Raw genomic sequence first — 19763 nt, forward strand, 5'->3', positions numbered from 1 at the left:
GAACCCTGGTCGGTTGCGGCGCCGCGGACCGCTATCGTCGAGCCGGTGAGTGAGCACTCGAAGGACCAGCACAAGCCTCGCGTCGCCGTCGTTTTCGGCGGCCGGTCGGGCGAGCACGCGATCTCCTGCGTGACCGCGGCGAACGTGCTGCAGGTGATCGACCGGGACAAGTACGACGTGGTCCCGGTCGGGATCAGCACCACCGGCCACTGGGTGCTGGAGAACGGCGACCCGGAGCGGCTGGCGATCACCGACGGCAGGCTGCCCGAGGTCGACATCACCGCGGCGCCGGTCCTGTTCGGCACGAACCGCGAGCTGATCGTGAGCGAACCGGGGTCGGTGCCGAGCACGCTCGGTGAGGTCGACGTGGTCTTCCCGCTGCTGCACGGCCCGTTCGGCGAGGACGGCACGCTCCAGGGTCTGCTCGAGATGTCCGACATGCGGTACGTCGGCGCCGGCGTGCTGGCCAGCGCGGTCGGGATGGACAAGCACTACATGAAGGTCGTCTTCCAGGCCGCCGGGCTCGAGGTCACGCCCTTCGTCGTGATCCGCGACCGCGACTGGCGACGCGACCCGGAGACGTGCCGGAAGGCGGTCGATGCCCTCGGCTACCCGGTCTTCGTGAAGCCGAGCCGGGGCGGGTCGAGCCTCGGCGTCAGCAAGGTGAACGACCTGGACGAGCTCGACGACGCGGTCGAGGCGGCGCGGCTGCACGACCCGAAGGTGATCGTCGAGGCGTCCGCGAACGACCCGCGCGAGATCGAGGTCGGCGTCCTCGGCGGCCTGGACGACACCGACCCGATCGCCAGCGTCTGCGGCGAGGTCGTCGTCTCCGGCGGCGGCCACGACTTCTACGACTTCGAGACGAAGTACCTCCCCGAGGGCGAGGAGTACACCGCGCTCTCGGTCCCCGCCGACCTCCCCGAGGACGTCACCGCCGAGATCCGCGCCAAGGCCCTCACCGCCTTCGACGCCATCGAAGCCGAAGGCCTGGCCCGCGTCGACTTCTTCTACGACGCCGACGGCAAGATCATCATCAACGAAATCAACACCATGCCCGGCTTCACCCCCACCAGCATGTTCCCCCGCCTCTGGTCAGCCTCCGGCAAGGACTACCCCACGGTGGTAGACCACCTCCTAACCCTGGCTACATCGCGCCCCACCGGCCTCCGCTAGCGCCGAGCAGGTACCGCGGGCAGGTACCCCCAGCAGGTACGCCCAGCAGGTACGCCGAGGTGCGGGCGGGGTACGGCCCCCGGGCGGGCACGGCGAGCAGGTGTGGCGTCTGTGAAGCGCGGTCGGGTGAGTGAGCAGGTACGGCGACGGGGTACGGCGACCAGGTACAGCGAGCAGCGGGAGGTACGGCGGTTCGCGCCGGGCACGCCGGTGGTGCGGCGAGCAGGTACGACGAGGTGTAGGCGATGTACGGCGAGCGGGTACGGCGAGCGGGTACGGCGAGCGGGTACGGCGACCAGGTACGGCGGTTCCCGCCGGGAGCTCCGCGGTGCGGCGAGCGGGTACGACGAGGTGCAGGCGGGGTACGGCGTCCGAGGCGCGCGGTCGGGTGGGGTGAGCAGGTGCATGGAGCAGATACGGCGATGTATTCGAGGTGAGGTGCTGATAGGCGTCGGTCTCGCCGTGGGCATGCAGTGCGAGTAGACGCAGCTGAAGGCTCCAGCGGGCGAGTGGGTGGCTGTTGGTTAGGTACTGCGGGTGCGGAGGACCTGGTGGTACTGCGGGGGATTGGCGGTCGCCGCGTGATAGCCGTCGGACGTGCACGGTGAGGGCGCGTTTGTACGTCGGCAGTCTTCGCCTGCGGGTGTACGTCAGCCCAGGTGTGAGGAGATCGACGGAGGCGCTTGGATGCGTGGATGGATCCGAGGATCACTTGGCGTGAGCGTTTCCGTGAGAAAGGCAGGAGATGACCGGGGCCGAGGTATCTCGTCGTACGCGAACCTCGTGGCCGCTCGGGACGTTCTCAGCTCGCGGCGTGATACCGGCTTGCCGTACGTCGTCCGCCCTAGCCACCGTCGTGGCCGCGGCGCTGCCGTACCACCGCATTTGTTTGCCTGGACGACTCGATCTCGCGGCGCACCTGCTCGGAGTAGCTGTCGTGGTGGGGCATTCGACTGTCCTCGTATGCAGTTCCGGGCGACCTGGCGCGTTGGAGCCGCGTCCGTCGTACCGCTCGACGGACCTGCGGATGGGGCCGCGGCGGAAGTCCTCGGCTGCCGGCGCTTGGGGTTAGAGGTTGTTGGCTCGGGTTCGTAGGTAGCGTTGTTGGGGGAGGCTGGTGGCTCGGGTGGCTGCTTGTTCGTAGGCTTTGCGGGCGGCGGTGGGGTTGCCTGACATTTCGAGTAGGTGGGCTCGGACTGCGAAGAGGCGGTGGTCGTCGGCGATGCGAGGGTCTTGTTCGAGGGGGTCGAGGAGGCGGAGGCCTTCGGTTGGGCCTTGGGACATGGCTACTGCGACCGCGTGGTTGAGGGCGGTCATTGGGTTGTCGGTGAGGGTCAGGAGGACCTCGTAGAGGGCGACGATCTGGGGCCAGTCGGTCTCGTCGGCCGAAGGGGACTCGTCGTGTACGGCGGCGATGGCGGCCTGCAGTTGATAGGGGCCGACCGGACCACGGGGAAGGGTCGCCGTGATCAGCAACACGCCCTCCTTGATCAGCGGGCGTAACCACAGGGAGCGGTCCTGCTCCGCCATGGGAACCAGCTCGCCGAGCGGACCGGTCCGCGCTGGGCGGCGGGCGTCCGTCAGCAGCATCAGGGCCAGCAATCCGGCCACCTCGCTGTCGTCGGGCAGCAAACGATGGAGGAGCCGGGCCAACCGGATGCCCTCGGCCGCCAGTTCCACGCGTTGCAGGCTTGGGCCGGCCGTGCTCGCGTAGCCCTCGTTGAAGATCAGGTACACGACCTTCAGCACCGCGCCCAGCCGCTCGTCCCGGTCCGGCGGCAGTGTGAACCGTGCCCCGCTCTCCTTCACCGTCGCCTTCGCGCGGGTGATCCGCCGCGTCATCGTTGCCTCCGGCACGAGAAACGCGCGCGCGATCTCCGCCGTACTCAGACCACCCACCGCTCGCAGCGTCAACGCGATCTGCGACGCCGCCGAGAGCGACGGATGACAGCACAGGAACAGCAGCACCAACGTGTCGTCGACGTCCGCCACCGAATCGCCCTGCGGAGCCCACTGCGCCACCCGCTCCTCCCGCGCCTGACGGGCCTGCTCCCGCCGCAGCAGATCCGTCAGCCGGCGTGAGGCCACCGTGATCAACCAGCCCCGCGGACTCTCCGGTACGCCGTCCTCCGGCCACTGCCGAGCCGCCGCGAGCAGCGCCTCCTGCACGGCGTCCTCGGCCGTGTCGAAATGCCCGTACCGCCGGACCAGCGCCCCGAGGACCTGCGGCGCCAGCTCCCGCAGCAGATCCTCGAGAGCAACGGTCATGCCGATCTCACTCCACCAGCTCGTCGCTGCCCTCGACGATCGGCCGGATGTCGGCGTACGCCGTCGCGCGGAGGAACTCCGGCGCGGGCGTCTCGCCCAGCCGGGCCGCGATCTCGGTCGCGCGGTCGAACGACTCGCACTCGACGATCCAGTACCCCGCCAGCACCTCCTGGGTCTCGGCGTACGGCCCGTCCGTCACCACCGACTGACCGTCCTGCGACCCCAGCCGCCGGGTCAGCACCGGCGCCGCCAGCGCCCGCGTCTCGACGAGCTCACCCGACTCCGCGAGGTCGGCGTTGAACTTCTCCATGAACGCGCCCATCGCCGCGAACTCTTCCGCGGTCCAGGCCGGCTTCCCGGTGTCCTTGCCCGCCATCCCGTCGTAGTCCTGCTGCGACGCGTACGTGAGGATCATGTACTTCATCTGCTGCTCCCGTCGTCCGGGCACCCACCGCGGATGCCTTCACCCGAGACGTCGCCCCCGCGGCCCGGAACCGGACACCGATCCGGCCCGAAACCGCGAGAAGAGGTTCTCGCAGGGAGTATGCCGTCGTCAGGTACAGGGCGTGACGAGTTTGTCGAACTTGTGGACAACGTCGGAGATGTCCGTCAGCGCGTTCGCCTCCGGGTGGTACTTGCTCGGCACCGCGACCTCGAAGTACAGCGATCGGCCGATCGTGGTGAAGACGAAGCCGTTCTGGACCTCCTTGGCGAACCAGCCGACCCCGTTCACCTCGAAGCACTGCGACTGCGCCTCGGCCATCCCGGCCGGCGGCGTGACCCCGCATGTCATCGCCATCGGCGGATCGCCGTACGCCGTGGTCAGCGGGCTGAGCGGCGTCGCCTGACGCCGGTCCTGGTCGAGGACCTTCGCCGGCAGCGCCTTGATCAGGTCGGCGCACGCCGCCGCGACCTCGGGCGCAGGGGAGGGCACGGGCACCGGCGTGGGCCCCGGACTGCAGCCGGCGGCAACCAGCAGTAGGCCGAGGACGGCGACGAGACGTTTAGGCATGCGAAAAGACGGCGGTAACCCCGGGCGTGGTGGTCAGATGTGGACGACGGGACAGGTCAGGGTGCGGGTGATGCCGGGCACGTTCTGGACCCGGGCAACCACCAGTTTGCCCAGTTCGTCGACGTTGCGGGCTTCCGCTCGGACGATCACGTCGTACGGACCGGTGACGTCCTCGGCCAGGGTGACGCCCTGGACCTCGGCGATCTGTGCCGCGACGTCGGCAGCCTTGCCGACCTCGGTCTGGATCAGGATGTAGGCCTGGACCACCACGTCGTTCTCCACTCAGTCGTCCTCAGCTGGCACCGGCCATGGGTACTGCGAAGGGGCCGGGCGTACTCTTCGTTGCCCGGTCACGGTACCGCCTAGACTCCATCTGGCGATATGGGAGGTCTGCTGACGTGACAGAGACGTTGGGGAGCACGGGTGAGTTCGGGCTGATCGCGGCCTTCACCAAGGGGCTGTCCACAGGTGAGGACGTCCTGGTCGGTCCGGGTGACGACGCTGCCGTGCTGGCGGTACCGGACGGGCGGATGGTGATCACCACGGACCTGCTCGTCGAGGGTCGGCACTTCCGCCGGGACTGGTCCTCGGCGTACGACGTGGGCCGCAAGGCCGCCGCGCAGAACCTCGCAGACGTGATGGCGATGGGTGCCCGGCCCACCGCCCTTGTCCTTGGCTTCGGCGCGCCCGCCGACCTGCCGACCGCATGGGCGCTCGAGCTGAACCAGGGCCTGGTCGACGAGTGCGAGCTGGTAGACGTGAGCATCGTCGGTGGCGACACGGTCCAGTCGGACAAGATCGTGGTCTCGGTGACCGCGTTCGGCACGCTCGACGGGCGCCAGCCGGTACTGCGGTCCGGCGCGCGCCCGGGAGACGAGGTCGCTTACGTCGGCCGCCTGGGGTGGGCCGAGGCCGGCTGGTCCGTGCTGGCCCGCGGGTTCCGCTCGCCGCGAGCCGTGGTCGAGGCGCACCGGCGCCCGCAACCGCCGTACGCCGAAGGTCCGCGGGCCGCGCTGGCCGGCGCCTCCTCGCTGTGCGACGTCAGCGACGGGCTGCTGGCGGACATCGGGCACATCGCCGAGGCGAGCCAGGTGATCATCGACATCCACACCCAGGCGTTGACCGTGCCGGAGCCGCTTCAGGCCGTGGCTGCGGCGACCGGGACAGATGCGCTCAAGTTCGTGCTGACCGGTGGTGAGGACCACGCGCTGGTCGGCACGTTCGAGCCGGCGGACGTGCCCGAGGGCTGGACCGTGATCGGCTCGGTTGCTGAGGGCAATGAAGAGCGCCCGGCCGGGACCGTGACGGTCGACGGCGCGCCGTATGCTGCGGACACCGGACACACCCACTTCAGGAGTTGAGATGCCGCCGCCGAGAGTGCTGACCATCGCCGGTTCCGACTCCGGTGGAGGCGCCGGGATCCAGGCGGACCTGAAGGCGATGCTCGCCAACGGCGTGCACGGCATGAGCGTGCTGACCGCGATCACGGCGCAGAACAGTCTCGGCGTGCAGGGCGCGTGGGAGCTGCCGGAGGAGCAGGTCCGGGCCCAGTTCCACAGCGTGGTCGACGACATCGGCGTCGACGCGGTGAAGACCGGCATGCTGGCGTCCGAGTCGATGGTGCGGGTGGTCGCGTCGCTGCTCCGCACGCTTCCGCCGTCGGTGCCTGTGGTGGTGGACCCGGTGTCGGTGTCGAAGCACGGTGACGCGCTGCTGGCGGCCGACGCGATGGAGGCAGTGCGGTCGGAGATCGTTCCGCTGGCCACAGTGCTCACACCGAACCTCACTGAGCTCGGTCCGGTCTCGGGGGTCGACCTGGAGGCGGTAGAGGACCGGGAGCTCGCCGCGAAGGTGCTGCTGGAGGCCGGTGCGGGCTGGGTGCTGGTCAAGGGCGGCCACGACGTCGGTCAGGCGGCTGTGGACGTGCTGTACGGACCTGGGGTGCGCCGGTCGTACAGTGCGGTCCGGCTGGACAACCGGCACACGCACGGCACGGGCTGCACGCTGGCGAGCACGATCGCGTCGTACCTGGCTCGCGGGTACGACGTACCGCGTGCGGTCGGCGCTGCGAAGGAGTATGTGACCGGAGCGATCGCGGCCGGGTTCGCCCTCGGGGACGGGATCGGGCCGGTGGATCACGCGTGGCGATTTCGAGGGAGTGGAAGTTGAAGCAGCCGCCAGTCGACGGGTACTGCGCGCAGTGCGGGTTCAACTACGACACCGGTGACCTGCAGGGCACCGTCACGTTGCTGATCAAGCAGGCGGCGGACTGCAGTATGGCGCTGACAAAGGCCGCGGCCGGTCCGGACCCGAGCGTGGTGCGGCTGCGGCCAGAGCCGGAGGTGTGGTCGGCGATCGAGTATGCGTGCCATGTCCGTGACGTGCTCGAGGTGCAGCGGGCGCGGATCGCGCAGTGCCTGGCGGAGGACCGGCCGGTGTACGCGCCGATGGACCGGACCGGCCGGGTCAAGCAGGCGAAGTACGAGGACCAGGACCCGATGGAGGTTGCTGCGGCGCTGATGCGGTTCGCCCGCGAATTCGGGGCTGCGGCGCGGCCGCTGAAGCCGCAGGAGCTGGGCAAGCTGGGTCTGTACAACTACCCGGTCCGGGCGCCTCGCTCACTGGGCTGGCTGATCCGGCACACCGCTCACGAGATCCAGCACCACCGCCACGACATCACCGAGATCCTCGCCAAGCTCGAACCCCCGATCGTCCCCAAGCCGCGGGTGGTTGAGGAAGAGGCGGTCGAGCCGACCGGGGAGACCGAGACGGCTGCTGATGCGACCGGCGAGGAGGTCGCGGCCGAGCGGGCTGCTGACTAGAGGGCTGCCGGATGGCCCCTCCCGGCTAGTGGGTGGCTGCCCAGGACGCTATGGAGGGCTCGCTGGTCAGGCGGTCGAGGGCTAGGGCTGCGGCGCCGCGGAGTGGGCCGTCGGTCTGATGGGTGGCGGCGAGGACCGGTGGTGGCGCGGCTCGGTGGAACGCCATCAGGCCGTTGACGTACGTGTCGTCGAAGGTGGGGGAGGCGGCGGCTCGGAGGGGGATGGCCAGGCCACCGATAGTGACCACGTCTGGGTCGTGGGCGTTGACCAGGCCGGCTATGCCGCGTGCCAGAGCGGTTACTACCTGGCCGACGGCGGTGCGCGCGGGTCGGTCCGTGCGGGAAAGCACCTGCTCGGCGTATGCGACCGCGTCATCAGGCTGAGGCTGGCGTAGGTGCCGCGCCAGCGCCCGGCCGTCCACATCCAGATCCCAGCATCCGCGAGACCCGCACGGGCAAGCGCGGGACGAGTCGCCGAAGGGGAGATGCCCGTACTCACCAGCTGACCCGGACGCGCCCCGCGCGGGTACGCCGTCGATCAGCAGCGTCCCACCGATGCCGACCTCGATGATCAGGTGCAGCGCCGTACCAGCGCCGGCAGCTGCGCCCGTGCGCGCCTCAGCGACCCCGCTGAGCGTGGCGTCGTTCCCAGCGAGCAGTGGCAGACCGGTGCCTGCGGTGACCGGCTTCAGGTCCAGCTCCGACCACTCCAGCAGGGGTGTCTGCAGCAGACGGTTGTCCAGGACCGGCCCGGGTACGGAGAGCGTGACGATCTGCAGCCTGTCGCCATACCGGGCCTGTGTGCGCTCCACCTCGCGTCGGAGGTTGCGCAGTACGACCTGCCCCCGGCGGCTGCGGTGCCGGTGGTACTGCGGCTCCTGCAGCGACCCGTCCACCGTCACCACGGCACGCCGCCAACTGCTCGGCCGCAGATCGAGTGCCAGGACCACAGGTCCTTTTGGATGCGGTTTGAGCAGCGTGGTCGGCCGGCCACGACCCTGACTCGGCGCTGGTACTTCGGTGAGCAGCTGTACGTCGCGTAGCCGAGCCGTCACCTCGGTCGCCGAACCCGTGCTCAACCGCAGCGTGCGCGCGACCGCGGCCCGGGTGATACCGGGCTGCCGGCTGAGCTGGGACAGCACGTCCGATGCCGTCTGCCACTGTCCCCGGCGCACTGGAGTCATACCATGGTTCTACCTTATGCTCGGAGAACGAGTTTATTGGAGGGGTCATGGAGCTGTCGGACGTTCATGCCGTGCTGTTCGACATGGACGGCACGCTGGTCGACTCGGACGCGGTCGTCGACCGCAGCTGGAGCCAGTGGGCCGAGGAGTACGGCGTACCTGTCGCCGACGTCCTCGCCATCGCCCATGGCAGTCCGGCCGAGGTGACCATCGGGCGGATGCGCCCAGACCTGTCGCCGGCCGAGCGGGCCGAGGCGGTCGCGCGGGTGCTCGACATCGAGAGCAGCGACGTGTCGGATGTAGTGGCGACGCCCGGGGCGCCTGAGCTGACCGCGCTGCTCGACCGGCTCGGCATCCCGTGGGCCGTCTACACCAGTGCCTCGACTCGGTTGGCCAAGGTGCGTCTTGATGCGGTTGGCATCACCCCATCCATCCTGGTGACGCTGGACGACGTCACGCACGGCAAGCCGAACCCAGAGGGGTATCTGCGCGCGGCTGAGCTTCTCGGCGTACCGGCTGACCAGTGCCTCGTCGTCGAAGACACCACGGTTGGTCTCGCTGCCGGGAAGGCCTCGGGTGCGCTGACGGCTGGGCTGAAGGGCATCCCGGCTGACATCCGGCTGACCACTCTGCACGAGTTGGTTGACCTTCTCGGGTCTACGGGGTGACGGCAGGGGTGGCGGCCGGGGTAGCTGTGTCCGCCAGGGGAGACGAGGTCCGGATCGGCGTCGCGCTGTCCGCGATGGGGTTCGTGCTGTCCGGGCTCGGCGCCTGCGTAGCCATCCTCGCCCGCGACCTGGACGAGCCACCGAGCCGGCTGGCCCTGCTCTCCTCCGGCTTCGCTGCCGGCCTGCTGATCATCGCCGTCGTCGGCCCGCGCCTGCTGCGCTCCTGGTCGATGGGGTCGGTGCTGTCGCTCGGTTCGGTCGTGTGCGCGGTAGGCACGGTGCTACTGGCTGCCGCGCCGACATACTCCCTCGCGATCGGTGGCGGCCTGCTCGTCGGCCTTGGCGGCGCTCTGATGGTGCTGGTAGCGCCCCTGATGCTCAACGGCCCCACAGCCGCCTCCCGCCTGAGCCGCGTCAACGCCCTGGCCAGCGGCGTAGGCATCCTCTCCCCACTAGCCATCGGAGCCCTCGACGCCCTGGGCCCCACCGGCCGTCTGGCCATCCTCGCCGCAGTCCCCCCACTCCTCATCCTCGCCGCCCGCACCCGCACCTATACGGGCGACCGGCACTCGACTGACCAGCGCCCCACCGATCGGCGGGAGGGTGGGCCGACGGGGTCGGATGAACTGGCACAGGTGGCACCTCCCGTTCTGTCTCCGGTGCTGATCGACTCGGCACCGGCTGTTGGGCTGGGACGGAAGTGGCGGCGGGTGGGACGGCAGGTCGCGCTGGCCGTAGGAGTGGGCTGGCTGCGCGTGGTGCTGGCGGTGTCCGTCGAGTTCTGCTTCGTGGTCTGGGCGGTGGCTCGGCTGGTTGCCACCGGGTTGCCTACGGCGACGGCTGCGTTGCTTGGTAGCGCGTTTCCGATCGGTATGGCGGTCGGTCGGGCGATCGGGCCGATCCGGTGGCGTTCCTGGTCGCCCGTCGTACCCTCTGGTGCGCTGGCCGCGACCGGCACGCTTCTGGTCAGCCTCGTCGACTCACCAGCTGTCGTGGCCCTCGGGCTGGTCGTCGCCGGACTTGGGGTTGCGCCGCTCTACCCAGTCACCCTCGCAGCCCTCGTCGCCACCCCAGGACTGAGCGCGGCTCGGCTCGCCGCTATCGGTGCGCTCGCATCCGGTACGGCGATCCTCCTCGCGCCCGCGGCCCTCGCCTTGATCGCTCGCGTCGTCGAGATCCGTACGGCGTACCTCATCACGCTGCCGCTGATCGCCGTACTCTTCGTCCTCAGCCGTCGCGACGGAGCCCGTTCATCAGCAGCGTGAACATGCGCTCGGCCTGAGCCTCGCTGCCGTCCTGCGAGGCCCAGGCGATCGCACTGACCATCTTCAGCACGTCCGCAGCCTCCGCACTGTCGACGATCGTGCCCGCGGCCTGAGCTCGCCTCAGCAGCTCGGCGCCGACCTCGAACAGCTCCGCATGCCAGTTCTTCAACAGGTCGGCGTCGACCGCGGCGGCCATCACCGCAGCGGACAGGCCGCGGTACGTCAGCCCGTGAGCGAGCGTCGCCCGCAACCACGTCGACAACGCCTCGAACGTGTCGTCCGCCGTCAGCAGACCGCGCCCGAGCTCGGCCAACTCCTCCAACTGCTCGGCCAGTACCGCCTGGATCAGGTCGAGCCGCGTCGGGAAATGCCGGTACAGCGTGCCGCTCGCGACGCCGGCCCGTCGCGCGATGTCGTCCAGCGACGCGTCCGCGCCGTACTCCGCGAACGCCAGCCGCGCTTGTCCGAGCAGCCGCTCGTAGTTCCGCCGCGCATCTGCTCGCACGCTTGCTCCATTGCTAACCGGGGACATGGTCCGGTACGGTCGTGAACCTAACCGGACTGTGTCCCACCTTAGCCGTTGGAGGCGAGTGTTGTGCTCACCGAGCAGGACCGCACGGACATCACCGACGTGATCAACCTGCACGGCCACCTGACCGATGCGGGCGAGCTCGACCGGCTGGACGAGCTGTTCACGCCGGATGTGACGCTGGACGTGGACGACTTCGGTCTCGGCGCGCTGCACGGGCTGGAGGCCATCCGCGCGGCGGCGCTCGCCCTCGGCGCCGGCAATCCGGTAGGTCACCACGTGACGAACATCGTGATCACGCCCGTCTCGGCCGACTCGGCGCGGGTGCGGTCGAAGGGGATCGGCGTACAGGGCGACGGCCGCACCGGGAGCGTGGTGTACGACGACACCGTCACCCGAGGCGCGGATGGCTGGCGGATCAGCTACCGCAAGATCAGCCTCCGACGAACACCCCTCGGCGCCGGCACAGGCCCGGCCGCCGGGGGAAAGACCGGTGCGGGGGAGGCCGGCGGGGGAGAAGCTGACGCCCGGGCGGGGGCAGGCGCGGAGGAGGCCAGCCACGGGAAAGCTGACGCGCGGGCGGGGGCAGGCGTGGAGAAGACAAGCACGCCGTCGACCGGAGGTGGGCCGCGGGAGCTGTTGGAGCGGTTCCGGGAGGTGGCGATCGAGCAGTCGGTGGAGGGGTTGCGGGAGTTGTACGCCGTCGACGCGGTGCAGGAGTTTCCGTTCACCCGGCCGGGGGTGCCGGGGCGGTTGGAGGGGCGGGAGGAGATCGTGCGGTGGGCGGCGGAGATCTGGAAGCTCGGCGGGTTCAGGTACGAGCGGTACCGGACGATCGCGATCCACGAGACTGCCGACCCGGGCACGATCGTCGTCGAGCAGGAAGCGCTCGGCACCAGCGACGCGGTCGGCGCCTTCGCGCTCCCCAACCTGCTGGTGCTGACCGAGCGTGACGGACAGATCGCCCGAGTGCGCGATTACGTCAACATCCTGGCCGCCGCCGAGGCGCTGGGAAGAAAGTTGTAGAGGTGCTGTCGATCTGACGGATCTCGTTCGTGTAGTGGGTGAAACTGACCCTGAGACATCGAATGAGGTGGCGAGAATGGCTGAGCTCGAGATCCTGGTGGACGGCCTGGCGATGCCCGAGTCCGGGCGCTGGCACGACGGGCGGTTGTGGTTCGCGCACTGGATCGCGCAGCAGGTGGTCGCGGTCGATGCCGACGGCAAGGCGGAGTACTTCGACGTACCGGTGGAGCGCCCGATGGGATGGTCCGTCGACTGGCTGCCGGACGGGCGGATGCTGACGACCGGCGACAAGGTACGGCGCTACGAGCCGGACGGCTCGATCACGGTGCTGGCGGAGCAGGTCGCGAACGAGGTCGTCATCGATGCCAACGGCAACATCTACCTGAACGGCGCCGACTTCGACTTCGCCGGCGGGGCGGCGCCGAAGGCCGGCTACATCAAGCTGCTCACGCCGGACGGCTCGCTGCGCGAGGTCGCGGGGGAGATCGACTTCCCCAACGGCATGGTGATCACCGGGCGGACGCTGGTCATCGCGGAGTCGTTCGCCGGGCGGCTGAGCGCGTTCGACATCGAGCCCGATGGTGGCCTGACGAATCGTCGCGTGTTCGCCGAGAACCTCGGTCCGGACGGGATCGTGCTCGACGCCGAGGGCGCGATCTGGGTGCAGACCGGTGGCGCGGCGGTGGTTCGCGTCCGGGACGGCGGCGAGATCCTCGACCGCGTCGACCTGCCCGCGGAACGGGCGCCGTTCTCGGTCACGCTGGGCGAGTTCAACGGCCGGCCGACGCTGTTCATGCTGACGTCGGTGTGGCACGCGTCCGACAGCATCGTCGACAACCTCACCCGCCTCCGCACCGGCCCCCGCACCGGCCAGATCTTCGCCGTACCCGTGACGGTCCCACCCATGCGATAGCCACGAGGAACTGGCGGGACGACTACCGCCGGAGCGTCCCGCAGTTGCACGATCCCGGCGCCGGCAAGTACGTCGTCCTCGCCGAGGAGGACGGCGTACTCGCCGGGTATGTCGCGTGGTCGGTCGAGCCGGCCCGGGAGCGAGGATCCGTGGAGACGCTGGCCGTGGCCGCTGACCATCGCCGGAGGCCCCGTCGCCGGGTACGTCCGCGAGCTGTAGCGGATCTTCAGCCCATCACCTCGCCTGATCCGGGGCACGCCTGCCCGATCGGGCTGGAGTGGAGGTGCGCCGTGGACGGGGCGGGGCGGCCGGAGCATGATGAAAGAACCAAGACCTGGGGGCTTTTCGGTGTCTTGAGGGGGCGCATTGCCATGACGACGGATGACGTACGGGCCGATCGCAGACCGGCTCTGGACAAGCTGGACGACGTGCCGGACGACATGCCGCAGGAGGAGCAGGCCCGGTTGCTGGTCGAGCCGACCTTCGACCATCAGATCGAGAACGAGGACGAGCTGATGATGGAGGAGTTCGGGCTGCCCGCGCGGGGTGGGTTCGGACGGGTGCCGGTCTACGACGCGGAGTACGCCGGGGGTGGCGGCTCATGAGCGGCGTCGAGGACATGATCAACACCGCGGAGCTCGACCTGGGCCTGCCCGAACCGAACAAGATCCAGAAGTGGTACCGCGAGAAGAACGGCTCGGCTTTCGACGGCAACTTCCCGTGGTGCGACGCCTCGATCACCTACTGGGCGTGGCACTCGGGCAACGAGAGCGCGGTAACGTTCGGTGGGTTCTTCGCGCTCACCACGGCGCACGCGCACGCGTTCAAGAAGCACAGCCAGTGGCACGTCGACATCGCCGGGATCCAGCGCGGCGACATCGTGTTCTTCGACTGGGGCGGCACCGACGCCAAGTCCGCGATCGACCACGTCGGCCTCGTCACCGGGGTGCACGGCGCCGAGGTGTACACGATCGAGGGCAACTACGACGACAAGTGCGATCGTCACGTCCGGAAGTCGAACTGGATCGCCGGGTACGGGCGTCCGTCGTACGTGCACTCGACCGCGCCACGCGCCGGTTTCGTCACCTTCCCGGGCAAGTCGTTCTTCGCGATCGGCCGCAAGAGCCCGATCGTCGCGGCCATGCACGACCGGCTCGTCGCCGTCGGCTGCAACAAGTACGAAACCCAGACGCACAAGGACACCTGGGGCACCGGCGACCTCAAGTCGTACTCCGCCTGGCAGCACAAACTGGGCTTCACGGGATCGGTAGCCCAGCCAGGCAGCGACGCCGACGGAATCCCCGGCCCCGAGACCTGGGACAAACTCAAGGTCCCGCGCACCTAGCTACGGCCTGGCGTACTTCCCCACCATCCGCACCAACGTGTCCGGCGGAATCACCTTCACGTGTGGGGCGAGGTTGTCGACGACGCTCAACACGCTGTCGACGGACTTGCTCCACGCGTGCCAGACGACGACTGAGTACCCGGCGGTGGAGTGCGGGTTCTGGGCGGCTGAATTGAGCTCGGCGGTGACGGACGCTTCGTCGGCGCCGTCGAGGCCGTCCCAGAGCATGGTGCGGGCGGAGATGACCGGCTTTCCTTCGGCCCAGGTCACCTTGCCTTTCAGGCCGTCGTAGCGGGAGTACTCGAGGTAGATGAGGCCTTCGATCTCTTGGTGCTTCAGATAGGACGACCACAGCTTCTTCTTCTCGAAGGCGTTGAAGTCGATGATCTGGGCAACGGAGAGGTCGGCGCGGCCCATCGCCTGCGCGAGCGAGGCGGTGTGCTTGTCCAACGCCGCGGTCGGGTAGCGGCTGGGGTACATGTAGCCGGCTCCGGAAGGGCCTGCGACCCAGCGGTCCTTGCGGGACTGGTTGTAGAACCAGCCCATGACTGACGGGGCCAGGTCGATCAGCGAAGGGGAAATGCCCCAGCCCAGGTCTACTTCGCCGCGGCGGGGACTGCCGAACCACCGCTGGTCGGTCGGGAAGTCGCCCAGCTCCCACTGGATGTTGTCCCCGTCGGTGATCAGGAACGTCACGTAGTGAGCAGCCGGATCGGGGTCCGGACCGAGGGCAGGGTCGAAGAGCCTGCCTGGCTGGGTCAGGCGGTCCTCTTGGATGCCGGATAGGACTGACAGGTTGCGGGCATGGTCGGCCGGCAGGGCTTTGACGCCTGCTGTTGAGTTCACGCCGATGAAGGCGTCCTCGCCGTTGGACGCGTCGCCCCAGCCGATGACCGTGCCGTCGTCGTCGAGGGCGTTGACCACCTGCGCGCGGAAGTCGGTGTTGCCGTCGAAGAACGCGAAGGCGCCGGCCATCGTGGCGTAGTCGCGTAACCGCTCCGGGAAGTCTCCTCTCTGTTCGATGACCACGTCGTGACGCAGCCGGGGCCAGTACGTCTCGAACACCCAGCGGTCGTCCTTGTCCCGCACGTCCAGGACCTTGCGCAATCCGTGCTGGATCGCGACTGCCTCCAAGCTCTCCTCGATCGCCACAGCACCCGTCACGCCGGCGAGCGTGGTCGCGACGTTGACCGACGGGGTGCCCGTACGGAAGAGAACATATCCAGTTACGCCGGACCGCTTCACGGTTTTCCACAGGTCCCCGGTCTGGGCCTGGACGCCGTACCGCGAGATCAGGTCGTCGAGCCAGTGCTGGTACCCGAGCGAGAGGAGGTTGAGGTAGATCGACTCGCCACCGCGCCGCGCCATCAAGCCTTGCAACGTCGTCGCCAGCGTCCGTTCGGCCGGGCTCAGGGAGTCCTCGAGCAGCACGTTCAGCAGGCGTGGCCGGCGACCCTTTGGATAGGCCGAAGCCGGGCCGGAGATCGCGAGCGAAGCGGCGGAGGCGGAGGTCGAGGACGCAGACCAGCCGCCCGCCCCCAGCCCGGCGGCAGCGGCCAGCCCCAACGCGTGGCGGCGAGAGAATGTAACCACGGTAGACCTCCAGGAGCGGCTGGACTGTCCTACGTTGTCAACTGCCCGCAGACGATGCCACAGCCGTCACCCGGCCACAAGACCTCAGCCCGAAACCGGTAGTCCGTAACGCTCGAGCAGCGATACCAGCGCCGGCACACCCGACGTCAGCTCATACACCTCGGCGCGCAGCCCCACGCTCAGCGCCGACGCCACATTGGCTTCGTTGTCGTCGATGAACAGCACCGACGACGCCGGTACGTCGATCGCCGTCAGGATCGCCCGGAAGTACGCCGGATCCGGTTTCGCCAGCCCGACATCGCACGAGTAGAACGTCTGGTCGAACCAGGCGCCGTACCCGCGCTCCACCATCAAAGAGCGCCGGTAAGCCATCTGGTTCGTCGCCAGATGACAGCCGACCCCCGCCGCCCGCAGCGAACCGATCAGCGCGACCACGGCAGGGTCAGCCGCGAACCAGCTCCACGGCTCCAGCGCCTCCTCGACCGACGCCGACGACCCCCACCGCTGCAGGAGCTCAGCCACAACGGAAGGAAAATCGCCCTTCCCGACCAGCGTCGGCTTCTCCGCCGCCATCAGCTCGGCGACGAACGCCTCGCTGTCGCCCGGGGCGAGCGACGCGAGCCGCGACCACCAGTCCTGCGTGGGTCCCTGGATGACGCCATCGGCGTCGAAAAGCACGGCGGAGATCATGCCGGCCATCCTTTCAGGTTGCCCAGGACGTAATACGACCCCTTGACCGGTTCAGTTGGTATGCGCTTACCCTAATGGCTATGTAAACATATCTGGACACCTTCCGGCGAAAACCAACAGAAAGCGCCAGGTGAGGCGGATGAGTCTGAGCAGAAGGACGTTCCTCGCACTCGGTGCCGGCGCCACGGCGGCCGCCACCACCGGCCTCACCGGGTGCGGCTCCCGCAGTTCGCTCGGCGGAGCCACCGAGCTGAGTATGTGGACCTGGGTCGGGTCCGTCAACGACGACCTGATCGGCCAGGCCGAGAAGGCCATCCCCGGCTACGACGGGATGAAGCTCTCGATGACCCGGATCGGGTCGAACTACAAGACGAAGGTGCTGACCGCGCTGGCCGGCAAGTCCCTCGTCCCGGACATCGTCGCGATCAACGACGACGTCGCCACCTACTTCCCGAACGCCGACCAGTTCCACGACCTCAACGAGCTCGGTGCCAAGGAACTGCAGAAGGACTTCCTGCCCTGGAAGTGGAAGCTCGGGATCACGCCCGACAACAAGATGATGGCGTATCCGATGGACACCGGGCCGACCGCGCTGTTCTACCGCACCGACGTCCTGCAGAAGGCCGGTATCGACATCGACCCGGCCGCGGTCGCCGAGCTCGCGCCCGACTGGGACACCTACATCGCGCTCGGCAAGAAGCTCAAGCAGGCCGTACCGACGAGCGCGATCACGGACAACATCACCAGCATCTACAGCTACCGGATGGCCCAGCAGCCGAAGCGGTACATGACCGAGGACGGTCAGTACGTCGGCGACCAGGACCATGTCCGCGAGGCCTTCGACCTGGCCGTCCGGGTGGTGAAGGAGGGCCTGTCCGCGAACGCGCAGAACGGGTCGACCGACGCCGACGCGGTCGTCACGAACGGCCGGCTGGTCGCCTTCAATGCCGCGGTCTGGTGGGCCCAGCTCGGTCCGAAGAACGCGGCCCCGAAGACGAAGGGCCTCTGGCGGGTGACGGCAGCTCCTGGTGGGGCCGGCAACCGCGGCGGCTCCTTCCTCGCGATCACGAAGTACTGCAAGAACCCGCAGGCCGCGTTCGCGTTCATCAGCTGGCTGGAGTCCGCGAAGAACCAGGCCCAGGCGTTCCTCGACCCGGTGTTGTTCCCCTCCACACCGGCGAGCTACACCGACCCCAAGATGTCCGCGCCGGACCCGTTCTTCGGCGGCCAGAAGATCGTCGACGTGTTCGCCGACTCGGCCAAGAAGTACCCGGGCGCCTTCTTCTCGCCGTACGACTCGATCATCGGTACGCCGCTCGGCAACGAGCTGGTCAACGTCGAGACCGCCGGCAAGTCACCCGACCAGGCCTGGGCCGACGCCCAGCGCCAGATCCATCGCGAACTGACCCGAGCGGGGGCGATCTGAGATGGCAGTCGACGCCGTACCGGCGACCGTTACCGCCGCCACCACGTCACCGGAGAAGCCGCCGAACAAGTACCGGCAGGCGTTCCCGCAGTACGCCGCCGTCGCGCCGTTCTTCGTCCTGTTCGCGATCTTCGGCGCGTTCCCGGTGCTGTTCTCGATCTGGATCTCGTTCCACTCCTGGGACGGCATCGGCCAGATGAAGTGGGTCGGGCTGGAGCAGTACAACTACCTGCTCACCGACCCGGTGTTCTGGAAGGCCATCGGCAACACGATGGTGATCTGGGTGCTGTCGACGGTCCCGATGCTGCTGCTCGCGCTGGTGATCGCGAACGCGCTGCACAACGCCACCCGGTTCCGCAGTTTCTACCGGATCGCCTACTTCATCCCGAACGTCACCTCGGTCGTCGCCGTCACGCTCGTCTTCGGCTCGATCTTCAGCAACAACTTCGGCCTGCTGAACGCGTTCCTGCAGTCCATCGGCGTCGGCAAGGTCGAGTGGCTGACCCAGCCGTGGGGGATCAAGATCGCCATCGCCACCATCGTCACCTGGCGCTGGGTCGGCTACAACGCGATCATCTACCTGGCCGGCCTGCAGGCCATCTCGGCCGACGTCTACGAGGCCGCCAAGGTCGACGGTGCGAGCCCGCGGCAGACGTTCTGGCGGATCACCGTCCCGATGCTCCGCCCGGTGATCCTGTTCACCGCGGTCACCTCGACCATCGGCGGCCTGCAGATCTTCACCGAGTCCCGGGTGCTGTTCGGCGACACCAACAGCATCGGCGGCCCCGGCAACGCCGGAATGACGATCGTGTCGTACCTGTACCAGAGCGCGTTCATCAACAACCAGTTCGGGTACGGCGCCGCGATCGGCTGGGCGCTGTTCATCCTGATCGTGCTGTTCTCGATCATCAACTGGCGGCTGATCGGCGGGAACGACGACGAACGCCTGACCCGACGCGCCGCTCGCCGGGTGGAACGCCGGATCGCAGCCCAGAATGCCAAGAGGGAGGCCGCAGATGTCCGTTGAGCGCGTACGCACCACGATCGGCCACATCGTGCTGATGCTCGGCGTCGTGGTCTCGATCTTCCCGTTCTACTGGATGCTGGTGATGGCCTCGAACACCACGCCGGACATCTTCGCCTACCCGCCGAAGCTGCTGGTCGGCTCGCACCTGTTCGAGAACATGGGCAAGGTGCTCGACGCGGTGCCGTTCTTCAGTTCGATGCTGCTCACGCTGATCGCGTCGCTCGGCGTCACCGTGCTGGTGCTGTTCTTCGACTCGCTGGCCGCCTTCGCGTTCGCGAAGTACGACTTCCCCGGCCGCAACCTGCTGTTCGGGCTGCTGCTCGCCACCTTCATGATCCCGGCCCAGCTGTCGCTGGTGCCGCAGTTCGTGACGCTGGCCGAGTTCGGCTGGATCGGGTCGCTGAAGGCACTCATCATCCCGGGCGCGGCGAACGCGTTCGGCATCTTCTGGATGCGCCAGTACGCCAAGGGCGCGATCCCCGACGAGCTGATCTCGGCCGCCAAGGTCGACGGCGCCGGGTTCTTCCGGCAGTACCTCACCGTCGGCCTGCCGGTGCTCCGGCCCGGCCTGGCCTTCCTCGGCATCTTCACGTTCATCAACGTCTGGAACGACTACCTCTGGCCACTGATCGTGATGACGGATCCGAACCGCCTCACCCTGCAGGTCGCGCTCGACCAGCTGAACGGCATCTACGGCACCGACTACTCGATGGTGATGGCCGGTGCCCTGATGAGCGTGATCCCCTTGATCGGCGTCTTCCTGATCGGCGCGCGTTCGTTCATCGCCGACCTGGCCGCCGGCGCCATGAAGTTCTGAACC

The 19763-nt window shown here is 68.5% G+C and carries 22 protein-coding genes; 13 read left to right on the forward strand and 9 right to left on the reverse strand.

Translation table 11 applies throughout. From position 1 onward, the window contains the following. The first annotated feature begins 45 nt into the window (after positions 1-45). Positions 46-1176: a D-alanine--D-alanine ligase family protein gene (locus tag AB0E69_RS28585; protein ID WP_360152649.1), complete on the forward strand. Its 1131-nt coding sequence runs from the start codon at positions 46-48 to the stop codon at positions 1174-1176. Here the strand turns inward: AB0E69_RS28585 and AB0E69_RS28590 are convergent. The 5 genes from AB0E69_RS28590 to AB0E69_RS28610 form a co-directional block, all read right to left on the reverse strand. Beyond that, positions 1173-1583, reverse strand: coding sequence for a hypothetical protein (locus AB0E69_RS28590; RefSeq protein WP_360152652.1), 411 nt, complete (start codon positions 1581-1583; stop codon positions 1173-1175). The two genes, AB0E69_RS28585 and AB0E69_RS28590, sit on opposite strands and share 4 nt — an antisense overlap. Before the next feature lie 661 nt (positions 1584-2244). Next, positions 2245-3444 carry a sigma-70 family RNA polymerase sigma factor gene (locus tag AB0E69_RS28595; protein WP_360152655.1) on the reverse strand — a complete coding sequence of 400 codons (1200 nt, stop codon included), beginning with the start codon at positions 3442-3444 and terminating at the stop codon, positions 2245-2247. A 7-nt stretch (positions 3445-3451) separates the two neighbouring features. Next, positions 3452-3868, reverse strand: coding sequence for a YciI family protein (locus AB0E69_RS28600; protein WP_360152658.1), 417 nt, complete (start codon positions 3866-3868; stop codon positions 3452-3454). A 129-nt stretch (positions 3869-3997) separates the two neighbouring features. After that, a complete protein-coding gene (locus tag AB0E69_RS28605; RefSeq protein WP_360152661.1) occupies positions 3998-4456 on the reverse strand; it encodes a DUF3515 domain-containing protein in 459 nt (152 codons plus the stop codon). Between the two features lie 33 nt (positions 4457-4489). Next, the gene (locus AB0E69_RS28610; RefSeq protein WP_041290445.1) at positions 4490-4723 is read right to left on the reverse strand and encodes an Lrp/AsnC ligand binding domain-containing protein; all 234 of its coding nucleotides are present in this window, start codon (positions 4721-4723) and stop codon (positions 4490-4492) included. Positions 4724-4854: 131 nt separating this feature from the next. Between AB0E69_RS28610 and AB0E69_RS28615 the strand changes: the two genes are divergently transcribed. The 3 genes from AB0E69_RS28615 to AB0E69_RS28625 are packed head-to-tail and all read left to right on the forward strand — an operon-like array spanning position 4855 to position 7278. After that, entirely contained in the window at positions 4855-5817 is a 963-nt protein-coding gene (locus tag AB0E69_RS28615; protein ID WP_360152664.1) for a thiamine-phosphate kinase, read from the forward strand. A 1-nt stretch (position 5818) separates the two neighbouring features. Beyond that, a complete protein-coding gene (gene thiD / locus AB0E69_RS28620) occupies positions 5819-6625 on the forward strand; it encodes a bifunctional hydroxymethylpyrimidine kinase/phosphomethylpyrimidine kinase (protein WP_360152667.1) in 807 nt (268 codons plus the stop codon). Then, positions 6622-7278 carry a DinB family protein gene (locus AB0E69_RS28625; RefSeq protein WP_360152670.1) on the forward strand — a complete coding sequence of 219 codons (657 nt, stop codon included), beginning with the start codon at positions 6622-6624 and terminating at the stop codon, positions 7276-7278. The genes thiD and AB0E69_RS28625 overlap by 4 nt, the downstream gene beginning before the upstream one ends. A 25-nt stretch (positions 7279-7303) precedes the next feature. Here AB0E69_RS28625 and AB0E69_RS28630 read toward each other — a convergent pair whose 3' ends face one another. Continuing rightward, a complete protein-coding gene (locus AB0E69_RS28630) occupies positions 7304-8461 on the reverse strand; it encodes an ROK family transcriptional regulator (protein ID WP_360152673.1) in 1158 nt (385 codons plus the stop codon). 47 nt (positions 8462-8508) lie between these two features. Here AB0E69_RS28630 and AB0E69_RS28635 point away from each other — a divergent pair, with 47 nt between their 5' ends. Then, entirely contained in the window at positions 8509-9129 is a 621-nt protein-coding gene (locus AB0E69_RS28635) for an HAD-IA family hydrolase (protein ID WP_360152676.1), read from the forward strand. Further along, complete coding sequence (locus tag AB0E69_RS28640) at positions 9126-10394, forward strand: MFS transporter (protein ID WP_360152679.1); 1269 nt, start codon at positions 9126-9128, stop codon at positions 10392-10394. Before AB0E69_RS28635 ends, AB0E69_RS28640 begins: the two co-directional genes overlap by 4 nt. Here the strand turns inward: AB0E69_RS28640 and AB0E69_RS28645 are convergent. Further along, positions 10357-10899: a TetR family transcriptional regulator gene (locus AB0E69_RS28645; protein WP_360152682.1), complete on the reverse strand. Its 543-nt coding sequence runs from the start codon at positions 10897-10899 to the stop codon at positions 10357-10359. The two genes, AB0E69_RS28640 and AB0E69_RS28645, sit on opposite strands and share 38 nt — an antisense overlap. 90 nt (positions 10900-10989) lie before the next feature. On the opposite strand from AB0E69_RS28645, the gene AB0E69_RS28650 reads away from it, so the two are divergent. The 4 genes from AB0E69_RS28650 (at position 10990) to AB0E69_RS28665 (ending at position 14207) form a co-directional block, all read left to right on the forward strand. Then, positions 10990-11949, forward strand: coding sequence for a nuclear transport factor 2 family protein (locus AB0E69_RS28650; protein WP_360152685.1), 960 nt, complete (start codon positions 10990-10992; stop codon positions 11947-11949). A gap of 76 nt (positions 11950-12025) precedes the next feature. Continuing rightward, a complete protein-coding gene (locus AB0E69_RS28655; protein WP_360152688.1) occupies positions 12026-12862 on the forward strand; it encodes an SMP-30/gluconolactonase/LRE family protein in 837 nt (278 codons plus the stop codon). Further along, positions 12757-13467: a GNAT family N-acetyltransferase gene (locus AB0E69_RS28660; protein WP_360152691.1), complete on the forward strand. Its 711-nt coding sequence runs from the start codon at positions 12757-12759 to the stop codon at positions 13465-13467. The genes AB0E69_RS28655 and AB0E69_RS28660 overlap by 106 nt, the downstream gene beginning before the upstream one ends. After that, entirely contained in the window at positions 13464-14207 is a 744-nt protein-coding gene (locus AB0E69_RS28665; protein ID WP_360152694.1) for a peptidoglycan-binding protein, read from the forward strand. The genes AB0E69_RS28660 and AB0E69_RS28665 overlap by 4 nt, the downstream gene beginning before the upstream one ends. Here the strand turns inward: AB0E69_RS28665 and AB0E69_RS28670 are convergent, their stop codons facing one another. Both AB0E69_RS28670 and AB0E69_RS28675 read right to left on the reverse strand, forming a co-directional pair. Continuing rightward, complete coding sequence (locus AB0E69_RS28670) at positions 14208-15800, reverse strand: GxGYxYP domain-containing protein (RefSeq protein ID WP_360152697.1); 1593 nt, start codon at positions 15798-15800, stop codon at positions 14208-14210. Between the two features lie 84 nt (positions 15801-15884). Next, positions 15885-16490 carry an HAD-IA family hydrolase gene (locus AB0E69_RS28675; protein WP_360152700.1) on the reverse strand — a complete coding sequence of 202 codons (606 nt, stop codon included), beginning with the start codon at positions 16488-16490 and terminating at the stop codon, positions 15885-15887. Positions 16491-16629: 139 nt separating this feature from the next. Between AB0E69_RS28675 and AB0E69_RS28680 the strand changes: the two genes are divergently transcribed. Genes AB0E69_RS28680 through AB0E69_RS28690 form a run of 3 tightly spaced genes read left to right on the forward strand, consistent with a single transcriptional unit; the run spans position 16630 to position 19760 of the window. Then, the gene (locus AB0E69_RS28680) at positions 16630-17916 is read left to right on the forward strand and encodes an extracellular solute-binding protein (RefSeq protein ID WP_360152703.1); all 1287 of its coding nucleotides are present in this window, start codon (positions 16630-16632) and stop codon (positions 17914-17916) included. Between the two features lies 1 nt (position 17917). Further along, positions 17918-18943 carry a sugar ABC transporter permease gene (locus AB0E69_RS28685; RefSeq protein ID WP_360152706.1) on the forward strand — a complete coding sequence of 342 codons (1026 nt, stop codon included), beginning with the start codon at positions 17918-17920 and terminating at the stop codon, positions 18941-18943. After that, positions 18933-19760: a carbohydrate ABC transporter permease gene (locus AB0E69_RS28690; protein ID WP_360152709.1), complete on the forward strand. Its 828-nt coding sequence runs from the start codon at positions 18933-18935 to the stop codon at positions 19758-19760. The genes AB0E69_RS28685 and AB0E69_RS28690 overlap by 11 nt, the downstream gene beginning before the upstream one ends. Positions 19761-19763: the final 3 nt, after the last annotated feature.

It is taken from the genome of Kribbella sp. NPDC026611 (assembly GCF_040638345.1).
Lineage (GTDB): Bacteria > Actinomycetota > Actinomycetes > Propionibacteriales > Kribbellaceae > Kribbella.